This is a genomic window from Streptomyces sp. E2N166 (assembly GCF_003671715.1).
Lineage (GTDB): Bacteria > Actinomycetota > Actinomycetes > Streptomycetales > Streptomycetaceae > Streptomyces > Streptomyces thinghirensis.
Genome location: NZ_RAIF01000006.1, coordinates 1,107,334 through 1,118,620, shown reverse-complemented (window position 1 = coordinate 1,118,620; position 11,287 = coordinate 1,107,334). Strand labels below are relative to the sequence as shown.

General features: G+C 72.2%; 8 protein-coding genes. 4 read left to right on the top strand and 4 right to left on the bottom strand.

Features of this window, described 5'->3' with window-relative positions; genetic code table 11:
• The coding region (locus EBH09_RS05425; protein ID WP_121745825.1) for a GGDEF domain-containing protein at positions 1-1,522 on the bottom strand (1,522 nt) is incomplete at its 3' end.
• Positions 1,523-1,671: 149 nt separating this feature from the next.
• Here EBH09_RS05425 and EBH09_RS05420 point away from each other — a divergent pair.
• Both EBH09_RS05420 and EBH09_RS05415 read left to right on the top strand, forming a co-directional pair.
• Complete coding sequence (locus EBH09_RS05420; RefSeq protein ID WP_121745824.1) at positions 1,672-2,481, top strand: M15 family metallopeptidase; 810 nt, start codon at positions 1,672-1,674, stop codon at positions 2,479-2,481.
• Between the two features lie 47 nt (positions 2,482-2,528).
• A complete protein-coding gene (locus EBH09_RS05415; protein WP_121745823.1) occupies positions 2,529-3,065 on the top strand; it encodes an NUDIX domain-containing protein in 537 nt (178 codons plus the stop codon).
• Here EBH09_RS05415 and EBH09_RS05410 read toward each other — a convergent pair.
• A complete protein-coding gene (locus EBH09_RS05410; RefSeq protein WP_121745822.1) occupies positions 3,056-5,434 on the bottom strand; it encodes a TIM-barrel domain-containing protein in 2,379 nt (792 codons plus the stop codon). The genes EBH09_RS05415 and EBH09_RS05410 overlap by 10 nt on opposite strands.
• Before the next feature lie 213 nt (positions 5,435-5,647).
• Here EBH09_RS05410 and EBH09_RS05405 point away from each other — a divergent pair, with 213 nt between their 5' ends.
• Both EBH09_RS05405 and EBH09_RS05400 read left to right on the top strand, forming a co-directional pair.
• Positions 5,648-7,624: an acetoacetate--CoA ligase gene (locus tag EBH09_RS05405; protein ID WP_121745821.1), complete on the top strand. Its 1,977-nt coding sequence runs from the start codon at positions 5,648-5,650 to the stop codon at positions 7,622-7,624.
• Positions 7,625-7,745: 121 nt separating this feature from the next.
• Positions 7,746-8,636 carry a hypothetical protein gene (locus EBH09_RS05400; protein ID WP_121745820.1) on the top strand — a complete coding sequence of 297 codons (891 nt, stop codon included), beginning with the start codon at positions 7,746-7,748 and terminating at the stop codon, positions 8,634-8,636.
• A gap of 73 nt (positions 8,637-8,709) precedes the next feature.
• Here EBH09_RS05400 and ptsP read toward each other — a convergent pair whose 3' ends face one another.
• Both ptsP and EBH09_RS05390 read right to left on the bottom strand, forming a co-directional pair.
• Complete coding sequence (gene ptsP, locus EBH09_RS05395; protein WP_121745819.1) at positions 8,710-10,380, bottom strand: phosphoenolpyruvate--protein phosphotransferase; 1,671 nt, start codon at positions 10,378-10,380, stop codon at positions 8,710-8,712.
• A 77-nt stretch (positions 10,381-10,457) separates the two neighbouring features.
• Positions 10,458-10,907, bottom strand: coding sequence for a PTS glucose transporter subunit IIA (locus tag EBH09_RS05390; RefSeq protein WP_121745818.1), 450 nt, complete (start codon positions 10,905-10,907; stop codon positions 10,458-10,460).
• Positions 10,908-11,287: the final 380 nt, after the last annotated feature.

The following is an 11,287-nucleotide window of genomic DNA, read 5'->3' as shown; positions in this document are numbered from 1 at the left end:
CCTTCTTCAGCGGGGCCAGCCAGGCCGCCGCCTGCCGGTGGTCCGGCACACTGCCCGGTGGGCACATGACCGTCGCCAACGACAGCGTCACGGGCCGCCCGCCGGCCGACCACGGCACGTCCAGCACGGAGGCGGCCAGCGGATCCAGCCCTTCCGGATCGGTGAGCACCAGGAAGTCGTCACCGCCGATGTGCCCCACGCGCGCGGACCCCGCCGCGCTCTGCGACAGCGCCCGCCCGACCGCCCGGATCAGCTCGTCGCCGGCCGCGAACCCGGCCCCGTCGTTGACCTGCTTGAAGTGATCCACATCGAGCCAGCTCAGCGCGAACGCCCGCCCGTCCGCGATCCGCCGGTCCACCTCTCCCGTGATCGCGTCCGAACCCGGCAGCCGGGTCAGCGGATTGAGTCCGGCCGCCTCCTCCACCCGGTTCTCGGCCAGCGCCCGCACGAGGTCCGCGAGCCGCACGACGCCGACACACCGCCCGGACACGTCGACCACGGCCACGTCGTCCGACGTGCGGCCCCGGCCGCCGACGGCGACCACGTCCAGCACCTCCCAGGCCGTCGCGTCGACGCCCACCGTCCGCGGCGGGTCGCCCAGCTTCGCGGCGGGCCGGTCGGCGTACAGGGCGTGCCCGTAGCGCCCCGACATCGACAGCAGGAAGCGGGAGCGGTGCACCGACCGCACGGGGACGCCGTTCCGGTCCACGAGCAGCACCCCGGAGACGTCCGGCGCCCCGGTCAGCAGCGCCCGCACCTGCCCCGCCGAGGCGGTCGCGGGCAGCAACGCGGCCGGCCGTACGAACTGCCGTACCGAGGGCCCCGAACGCGGTGCCGTTACGACACCGGGGGAGCCGGGCGGAACGTACACGTCCGCCGCCGGCAGCCGCGCGGGCGGCGCGAACAACTCCCCCTGCGCCAACTGCGCCCCGGCCGCCCGCGCGGCAGCGCACTGCGACTCCGTCTCGACGCCCTCGACGGACAGCAGCGCCCCCAACTCGTCGCACAGCACCCGCATCGCCCGTACGGCCGCCGGCCGGGCCAGCAAAGACGCGTCGAGCTTCACCAGCTCCGGCGCCAGATCCGTCAGCAGCCGCAGCGGCGCGTCCCCGTCACCGACCCCGTCCGCACAGATCCGGAAGCCCTGGCCCCGCAACCCGCTCACCGCCTCCAGCAGAGCATGCCGCGGCACATGCGCGTACGGCGGACAGACGTCGACCGTCACCTCCCACGGCATCCGCCCCGCCTCCCGCACGGCGCCGTGCAGACCTTGCAGGCCACCGAGGTCGGCGAGCGTGCCCGCGAACACGTTGACGTGCAGCGGCAGCAGCGTCTCCTTGCGCACCGCCGCGCGGAACGCCGCCACCACCAGCCGGCCGTCGAGTTCGGGGTCGCGGCGCGCCTCGGCCAGGATGTCGCCGGTCTCCGGGCGGGCGAGTATCTCCAGCGCCGCGACCCCGCCGGTCATCAGGTTGACCACCGGTTGGAAGGCGAAGCGGAGAGTGTCCGTCCAGGAGCGCACGGGAGCAGAATGGCGCCACAGACACCCGTCCGGGCCCAGTTCACGCGACGTTCACGCAGGATTCCGGCGCGCTCCCGGAGCGTACGGACGCCAAGTCGCCGACCCGCCCACTTCCCCCGCGGAGCCCACTCCTGATAGATGCAGGGAACATGACACGACTCTCCACCACGCTCCGCGGCATGGCCACCACCTTCGCCGCCCTGCTCGCCGTTACGGCCGTCCCCGCCACCGCCCAGGCCGAACCGGAGCCGAAGGCCCCGGCAGACTTCGTGGCCCTGAGAACCGTCGCCCCCACGATCATCCAGGAGATGCGCTACACCACCGCGCACAACTTCGTCGGCGAGCGCGTCGACGGCTACCGGCAGCCCCGGTGCGTCCTGACCCGCCCCGCCGCCGAAGCCCTCCACCGGGCCCAGACCCGGCTGCTGCGCCAGGGCTACTCCCTCAAGGTGTACGACTGCTACCGGCCGCAGCGCGCCGTCGACCACTTCGTCCGCTGGGCCGAGGACCTCGACGACCAGAGGACGAAGGCCGAGTTCTACCCGGAGGTCGACAAGACGCGCCTCTTCACGGACGGTTACATCGCCGAGAGGTCCGGCCACAGCCGCGGCTCGACCGTGGACCTCACCATCGTGAAGCTCCCGGCGAAGCCGACCCGGCCCTACCACCCCGGGCAGCCCCTGGTGCCCTGCTTCGCACCCCAGGACGAGCGCTTCCCCGACAACTCCGTCGACATGGGCACCGGCTACGACTGCTTCGACACCCGCTCACACACCCTCGACCCCCGTATCCAGGGCGCCCAGCGCGCCAACCGGCTGCTGCTCAAGAACAGCCTGGAGGACGTCGGCCTCGTGAACCTCCCCGAGGAGTGGTGGCACTTCACCTACAAGCCCGAGCCCTACCCGGACACCTACTTCGACTTCCCGGTCTCCGCGAAGTCGCTCGCCGGCCGCCGTTGAGCCGCCGGCCGGAGCCACCCCCTCCAGAATCGGATACAGTCCGCCGCGTGTTCGAAACTGAAACCTCCGCTCCCAACTCCGCACCGGGCTCCCACTGTTCGAGTTGCGGAACGCTCTACGGAGAGGGCGTCTCCGGCTGGCCCCGCACCTGCCCCGCGTGCGGCACCGTGGCCTACCGCAACCCGCTGCCCGTCGCGGTCGCCCTCCAGCCCGTGTACGACACGCAGGGCACCGCCCTGGTGGTCATCACCCGCACCGTGGCCCCCGCGCGCGGCGGCGTCGCACTGCCCGGCGGCTACGTCGACGACCGGGAGGACTGGCGGCAGGCCGTCGTCCGTGAACTGAAGGAGGAGACGGGCATCGACGCGGCGAGCCGCGACGTACGCCTCATCGACGCCATGAGTTCACCCGACGGCCACCTGCTGCTGTTCGGGCTGCTCCCCGAGCGGTCGGCCGAAGGCCTCCCGCTGTCCGCCGCCACGCACGAGACCGAGGGATGGCACCTGCTGCGCAGGGCCGAGGAACTCGCCTTCCCCCTTCACACCCGAGCCGTGCGGGCCTGGTTCGAGGGCCGTTACATCTGAGCCGAGCGCTCCACGAGCCCACGGACACGGACCGGGCGGGACGGCTCGCTCACGCCGTCCTCGCCCTCCCGCTCCACGACCACCCGACCCCCCTCCCAACGCGAGACGTACCGCTCGATCTCCGGTTCCACCCAGCCGTCGCCCGCGTCCGGCACGACCAGACCACCACCGGTCCGCCCCCGCGCGGGCGCCCACACCTCCAGCACCGGCCCGCCGTCCTCCCCGCGCACCGGAAGCACGGCGCCCGCGCGCGCGAACACCGGAATCCGCGCCAGAGGGGCATCGACGAGAACCTGCGCCGGTCCCTCGTACGCCCGCTCCGTCACCACGTCGTACCAGCGTCCGCGCGGCAGCTGCACCGCCCGCCGGTCCGCCCCCGGACCCAGCACCGGAGCCACCAGCAGGCAGTCGCCCAGCAGGAAGGCGTCCTCGCAGTCCCGCAACGCCCGCTCCTCCGGCGTCCACCACCACAGCGGCCGCACATACGGCGCACCCGTACGCCGCGCCAGATGCGCCAGCGTCACGAAGTACGGCAGCAGCCGCCGCCGCTCGACGAGCGCCACGCGCGCGTGCTCCAGCACCTCGGCACCGAACTCCCACGGCGCTCCGCGCCCCGCCCCCTGCCCCCCGTGCGTGCGGAACAGCGGAAGGTGGGCAGCCAGTTGCAACCACCGCAGATACAGCTCCGGAGACGGGCTCCCACCGGCCCCGCCCACATCCGGCCCCGCATACGGCACCCCGCACAACCCGAGCCCCATCACCAGCGACAACGCCGCCCGCAGCCCTGGCCACCCCGTGGCCACGTTCCCGGACCACGCGCCGCCGTAACGCTGCATCCCGGCCCACCCGGAGCGCGAGAGGACGAACGGCCGCTCCTCGGGCGCGAGCTTCCGCACCCCCTCGTACCCGGCGCGCGCCATACCCAGCGCGTACACGTTGTGCGCCTCCCTGTGGTCACCGCCCCGCCCCTCCAGGAAGTGCCGGGCCGAACGCGGCAGCGTCGCCTCTCCGAACGCGGCGAACGAGGTGGGCTCGTCCAGGTCGTGCCAGAATCCCGCGAATCCCTGCCCGAGCCGCTCCTCGTAGAGCCCGCCCCACCACTCACGCACCCGCGCGCGTGTGAAGTCCGGAAACACCACTTCCCCGGGCCACCCCACTCCCTGGACAACCCGCCCCGAGGCGTCCCGCACGAACACGTCCTCGCTCGTCCCGCCGTCGTACACGGCGTTGCCGGGCGCGGCCGGGACCGCGGGCCCCACGACCGACACCAGCCGGACGCCGTCCCGCCGCAGCTCCTCGGCAAGGACGGGCAGCTTGGGGAACCGCTCCTCGTCCACGGTGAACACCTGGCGGCCGTCGAGATGGTCGACGTCCAGGTGAACGGCGTCGAGCGGCAGATCACGCTCCTGATGGCCGGCGACGATCCGCCGCACCTCCTGCTCGTCGCCAGGACCCGACCGCGCGTGATGGTGACCGAGCGCCCACGCGGGCGGCAGCGCGGGTGCCCCGGTCAGCGAGGTCCAGGCGAGCAGCACGCGCGCGGGGGTGCCCACCGTCACCCAGCACCGCAGCGGACCGCCGTCCATCCGCAGCACACTCCGCCCGGGCCGGTCATGACCGGACCCCGCGCCCTCCTCGCCCTCCCGCAACGCCACCGTGCCGTCCCACGAACTGTCGTGGAACACCAGATGCGTCCCCGCGTCGGCCACCACCAGCTGCACCGGCATCGTGACGGACAACGGGTCCTCGCCCGGAGCGAACGGCAGGCGGGGACCGCTGTTCCACAGCCGGTACGTGCCCTCGCGCAGCCGAGGACCCGCGGCCCGCCCGCCGAGCCCGAAGAACCGGGCGTCCGCCGCGACCTCCGACCGCTGCGTCCACCGCGCCGGACCGCCGCCGACCGGTTCCCACCAGCGGGGCGGCAGCTCGCGGCGCAGCACCACACCCCCGGGCGTAAGGACCTCGACAGAGCCGTGCCGGGAGACGGCGACCGTCGCCCGCTCGGCCACCACCCGCCAGCCGCCGTCCTTGTCCGGCTCCAGTACCGCCCGCGGATCCGGCTCCGGACAGCGGCCCGCCAACGCGTACGACGGCTCCGGCCCGGCTCCGTCCCAGCCCCAGAACACGGCCCCGTTCGCGGCGACGAGGACGCGCAGCTCCGAACGGCTGAACCGGACGACACCGCCCCCGGGCCCCGGCTCCACCTCCTGCATCGGACCCGGCACCCGCGCACGCTCCGCACCCCGCGGCGGCAGCCCCGAGGCGTCGGCCTGCCGCCTGCGCCACGCCGCCCTCACGGTACGCAACCCCTGAGCCGCCCCCTCGGAACCGACCGCCTTCATCGAACGCACCAGGTCACGACCGTCCATGCTGCTCACCCTGCCACCGACCACCTCCCGCGCGGGCGTCGTTCAACTGCCGTTCACCTGTGACGGGACCACATCTTCACGACAGCGACTATGTGGAGCGCGCCCTGGTGTAGAAGTCGATCACGTGGCATCGTCCGTGTCAGCCGCGTCACGCGCACACCCCAGCCCGTGCGCGCAGGACGCACACGACGCGCACAGTCCGGGAGCCGCCCCATGTCGACCGTGAACCCCCAGCCGCTCTGGCAGCCAGATCCCCAGCGCATCTCGCAGGCCCGGATCACCAGGTTCCACACCTGGGCAGCCGAGCACCACGGCGCCCCCGCCGAGGGCGGATACGCCGCACTGCACCGCTGGTCCGTCGACGAGCCGGCCACCTTCTGGAAAGCCGTCACGGAATGGTTCGACGTACGCTTCTCGACCCCCTACGCGCGCGTGCTGGGCGACCGCACCATGCCCGGCGCCCAGTGGTTCCCCGGCGGCACCCTGAACTACGCCGAACACGCCCTGCGCGCGGCGGCCACCCGCGCGGACGAACCGGCCCTCCTGTACGTCGACGAGACCCACGAACCGAGCCCCGTCACCTGGGCCGAGCTGCGCCGCCAGGTCGGTTCCCTCGCCGCCGAACTACGCGCCCTCGGCGTCCGCCCCGGCGACCGAGTCAGCGGCTACCTCCCGAACATCCCCCAGGCCGTGGTCGCCTTCCTCGCCACCGCCGCCGTGGGCGGCGTCTGGACGTCCTGCGCCCCCGATTTCGGCGCCCGCAGCGTCCTCGACCGCTTCCAGCAGGTGGAACCCGTCGTCCTGTTCACCGTCGACGGCTACCGCTACGGCGGCAAGGAACACGACCGCCGCGACACCGTCGCCGAACTCCGCCGCGAACTGCCCACCCTGCGCGCCGTCGTCCACATCCCGCTCCTCGGCACCGAGGCACCCGGGGGCGCACTGGAATGGGCGACGCTGACGTCGGCCGACACGGACCCCGTCTTCGAGCAGGTGCCCTTCGACCACCCCCTGTGGGTGCTCTACTCCTCCGGCACCACCGGCCTGCCCAAGGCCATCGTCCAGTCCCAGGGCGGCATCCTCGTCGAGCACCTCAAACAACTCGGCCTGCACTGCGACCTCGGCCCCGAGGACCGCTTCTTCTGGTACACGTCGACCGGCTGGATGATGTGGAACTTCCTCGTCTCCGGCCTGCTGACCGGCACCACGATCGTCCTCTACGACGGCAGCCCCGGCTACCCGGACACCGGAGCCCAGTGGCGCATCGCCGAACGCACCGGGGCCACCCTCTTCGGCACCTCGGCCGCCTACGTCATGGCCTGCCGCAAGGCCGGCGTACACCCCGCCCGCGACCACGACCTCTCCCGGGTCCAGTGCGTGGCCACCACGGGCTCCCCGCTCCCGCCCGACGGCTTCCGCTGGCTGCACGACGAGTTCGCGGAGAGCGGGGCGAGCCTGTGGATCGCCTCCGTCAGCGGCGGCACCGACGTGTGCTCCTGCTTCGCGGGCGCCGTGCCCACCCTCCCGGTGTACATCGGCGAGCTCCAGGCCCCCGGCCTGGGCACCGACCTGCAGTCCTGGGATCCCAGCGGCACTCCACTGACCGACGAGGTCGGCGAACTCGTCGTCACCAACCCCATGCCCTCGATGCCGATCCGTTTCTGGAACGACCCCGACGGCAGCCGCTACCACGACAGCTACTTCGACACCTACCCCGGCGTCTGGCGGCACGGCGACTGGATCACCGTCACCTCGCGCGGCTCCGTCGTCATCCACGGCCGCTCCGACTCCACCCTCAACCGGCAGGGCGTCCGCATGGGCTCGGCCGACATCTACGAGGCCGTCGAGCGACTGCCGGAGATCAGGGAATCCCTCGTCATCGGCGTCGAGCAGCCGGACGGCGGCTACTGGATGCCCCTGTTCGTGCACCTGGCCCCCGGAGCCGCCCTCGACGACGCCCTCCTGTCCCGCATCAAGGGCACCATCCGCGAACAGCTCTCCCCGCGCCACGTCCCCGACGAGGTCATCGAAGTACCCGGCATCCCGCACACCCTGACCGGCAAACGCATCGAGGTCCCGGTCAAGCGACTCCTCCAGGGCACCCCGCTGGAGAAGGCCGTCAACCCCGGATCCATCGACAACCTCGACCTGCTCCACTTCTACGAGGACCTCGCCCGCAAACGCACCTGACCAGGCCCTCCACTGGCCGGCCGCCCCCGACGGCGGCCGGTCCCCGCGCCTCACCCGACGCCGTTGTCAGTGCCGCCGGTTACTGTGAGTGAGCATTGATCGACTGCGCACAGGGGGAAAGATGGCGCACACCGACCAGACCACGCGACGCGTCCTGCGCCGGGAAATCGCCGGCACCATCGGACTGCTCACCGACGAACACGACTTCCGCGCCATGCGGCGCTACCGCAGTTTCACCTTCGACGATCACGCCGCCTATCTCCACCAGGTGGAAGCCCTGCTCAGGGCACGCGCGGCACAGGGCACCCACACGACCATCGCCCTCTTCGACCCGGAGGAGTACGCCGACTTCTGCTCGGCCACGGGCCTCGACCCCGACGCCCCCGCCAGCCGCACCCGGTTCACCGCCGAACTCGCCGCCGGCGGACCGACCCTGCCGTACGAGGACCAGCCCCTCGCCGACCTCCTCCCGGCTCTCGTCGACGAAGCCGTCCGCCAGGCCACCTGGGAGTACGCCTCCAACCTGCTCGCCCGCCTCGGCAACTGCGCCACCTGCGGCGAGGACCTCGGCCGAGCCGCCTTCACCCGGGCTTCGCGCCTCCTCCGCCGCGTCCTCGAAACGGCGCCACCGGGCGACCGGCACCTGGTGTGCAGCGTCACGGGCTCCCCGGAAACCCTCCTCTCCGTCCTCCACGCCGACGAGGACGTCGACGGCACCCCGCACATCGACGAGGCCGAAGCCCTGGAGTTCACCGGCGTCCTCGCCCTCGGCCTCGCCACCCACAGCCCCGGCGGACTCGTCATGCGCGTCAGCCCCCCGAGCGGCCCGGACCGAATCCACGGCTGGCGTCTGCGGGGATACGGTCTCGAACCTCTCACCGCCGGTGAGGTCTTCGACGCCTACTGCACGGACGTCGAGTCCGGCGACCTCATCTCCCCGGAATCCAACGTCGACTACTGCGCACCGCCCGACCTCGGAGACGACCACCTGCCACCGGGACACCACCACTGAACGCGTGCGGGGCGCCCCACCCGAAGGTGGAACGCCCCGCACCGGCAATGCCAGGTGGCAGACCCGCCCGGACCTACTCGCCGGACAGCACCGCCTGCGCGGCGTTCCGCGCCTCCTCGGCGCTGTCCGCCGCCCGGGCGGCCGCCGCGGCACGCTCGCACTGCGCCAGCGTGAACTTCGCCAGCGTCGCCCGGACGTAGGGAAGCGACGCCGCACCCATGGACAGGGAGGTGACGCCCAGACCCGTCAGCACACACGCCAGCAGCGGGTCCGACGCGGCCTCACCGCAGACGCCACAGCTCTTGCCCTCGGCCTTCGCCGCCTCCGCGGAGAGCGCGACCAGGTCGAGCAGCGCCGGCTGCCACGGATCCTGCAGCCGGGACACCGCACCCACCTGACGGTCGGCGGCGAAGGTGTACTGCGCGAGGTCGTTCGTCCCCAGCGACAGGAACTCGACCTCCTGCAGCACCGAGCGCGCCCGCAGCGCGGCGGAGGGAATCTCCACCATCGCGCCGAACTTCGCCCGCAGCCCGGCCTCGCGGCACGCGTCCGCGAACGCCTTCGCGTCGGCCCGGTCCGCCACCATGGGGGCCATGACCTCGAGGTAGACCGGCAGTCCCTCCGCCGCCTTCGCCAGCGCGGTCAGCTGCGTGCGCAGCACGTCCGGGTGGTCGAGCAGCGTCCGCAGCCCTCGCACACCCAACGCCGGGTTCGGCTCGTCGCCCGGGGTCAGGAAGTCCAGCGGCTTGTCGGCGCCGGCGTCCAGCACGCGCACGACGACCCGGCCCTCGGGGAACGCCTCCAGCACCTGCCGGTAGGCGGTGACCTGCTTCTCCTCCGACGGCGCGTTCTCGCTGTCGTCGAGGAAGAGGAACTCGGTACGGAAGAGACCGACGCCCTCCGCCCCGGCCTGGACCGCCGCGGGTACGTCCGCGGGACCCCCGATGTTCGCGAGCAGCGGCACCTTGTGACCGTCCGAGGTCGCACCCGGTCCCGTCGACGCGGCCAGCGCCGCCTTGCGCTCGGCCGCCTCCGCCTCCAGCTTCCCCTTCTTCTCGTCGGTGGGGTTCACGAAGATCTCACCGGTGCTGCCGTCGACGGCGACGACCGTGCCCTCGGGCAGCTCACCGGCGCCGGGAAGCGCCACCACGGCCGGCACACCGAGCGCCCGCGCGAGAATCGCGCTGTGACTGGTCGGCCCGCCCTCCTCGGTGACGAAGCCGAGGACCAGGGTCGGGTCCAGCAGCGCCGTGTCGGCGGGCGCCAGGTCCCGCGCGATGAGGACGTACGGCGCGTCACTGTCCGGAACGCCCGGCATCGGCACCCCGAGCAGACGGGCGACGATACGATTCCGCACATCGTCGAGATCGGCCACGCGGCCGGCCAGGTACTCACCGGCACCGGCCAGCAGGGCGCGATACGCGGCGAAGGCGTCGTACACCGCGCGCTCGGCCGTGCTGCCGACGGCGATCCGCCGCTCCACGTCAGCCATGAGCTCGGGGTCCTGGGCCATCATGGCCTGCGCCTCGAGCACGGCCTGGGCCTCGCCCCCCGCCAGATTGCCGCGCGCCATCAGATCGGCCGCCACAGCCTCCACGGCCTTGCGGGCGCGCCCCTGCTCGCGCTCCGCGTCCTCGGCCGGAATCTGCTTTGCCGGGGGCTCGAGCACAGCAGTCCCCATGTGCCGAACCTCGCCGATCGCCACACCGTGGCTCACACCGACGCCTCGCAGCGTTGTCTCCATCTCACCCGTCCCGATAGTGCGGCGGGTCCCGCCGCCGCGGTGGTTGTCCTATCAGCCGTCATGCGACGGCGCTGACGTCACTTCCAGAGAAAGAGACTCTCGCCGGCCTTCACTTCGCCGTCCTCACGGAGCTCGGTAAGGGCCTCGGCCGTCGCTTCGAGGGCCACGATCGGACAGACCGGCGACTTTCCGGCGGCCTCGACGGCGACCGGGTCCCAGCGCACCACGCCCTGCCCGCGCACGACGGTGTCGCCCTTGTTCACCAGCAGTTCGAAGCCCTCACCGTTGAGCTGGACGGTGTCGATGCCGAGATGGGTCAGCACACCGTGCCCACTGTCGTCGACCACGACGAAGGCGTGCGGGTGCAGCGACACGATGACCCCGTCCACCGGCGCGACCGCCTCGGAAGGCTCGCGCACGGGGTCGATGGCGGTACCCGGGCCGACCATGGCCCCGGAGAAGACGGGATCGGGCACGGCGGCCAGTCCGATGGCACGTCCTGCGAGTGGGGACGAGACGGTGGTCATGGGAAGCCTCCCAGGGGCGGAGATGTATACGGGCCGTCACTGCCTGTCCCGGACGGCGCACTGTGCAGCAGGGTATGTCATAGGAAGTACCGGTTCCGCATGAGTGTTCCGATTAGAGGTCTAGACCACAGTCCTCACGGATTTGCACCCGTTCCACGGCTCCGTGTACAGTCGTTACTCCTGCTTGAGGCTGAGTGACGCGAAGCAAGACGTCCTCGCCCCAGCGGAACCCAACTTGTCAGATCCTATCGCTGGATCGTCGTCTGCATGCCTGCAGGACGATGGTCAGAAGCACCGGGAAACACTGGTAGTGTTGGAAACACCGAAGGGAAGCGCCCGGAGGAAAGCCTGAGAGAGTCTCTCGGGTGAGTACAAAGGAA

Coding starts and splice junctions, on each gene's coding strand:
- EBH09_RS05405 (WP_121745821.1), top strand. CDS start 5,648: ATGTCGACCGTGAACCCCCAGCCGCTCTGGCAGCCAGATCCCCAGCGC.
- EBH09_RS05390 (WP_121745818.1), bottom strand. CDS start 10,907: ATGACCACCGTCTCGTCCCCACTCGCAGGACGTGCCATCGGACTGGCC.
- ptsP (WP_121745819.1), bottom strand. CDS start 10,380: ATGGAGACAACGCTGCGAGGCGTCGGTGTGAGCCACGGTGTGGCGATC.
- EBH09_RS05410 (WP_121745822.1), bottom strand. CDS start 5,434: ATGGACGGTCGTGACCTGGTGCGTTCGATGAAGGCGGTCGGTTCCGAG.
- EBH09_RS05420 (WP_121745824.1), top strand. CDS start 1,672: ATGACACGACTCTCCACCACGCTCCGCGGCATGGCCACCACCTTCGCC.
- EBH09_RS05400 (WP_121745820.1), top strand. CDS start 7,746: ATGGCGCACACCGACCAGACCACGCGACGCGTCCTGCGCCGGGAAATC.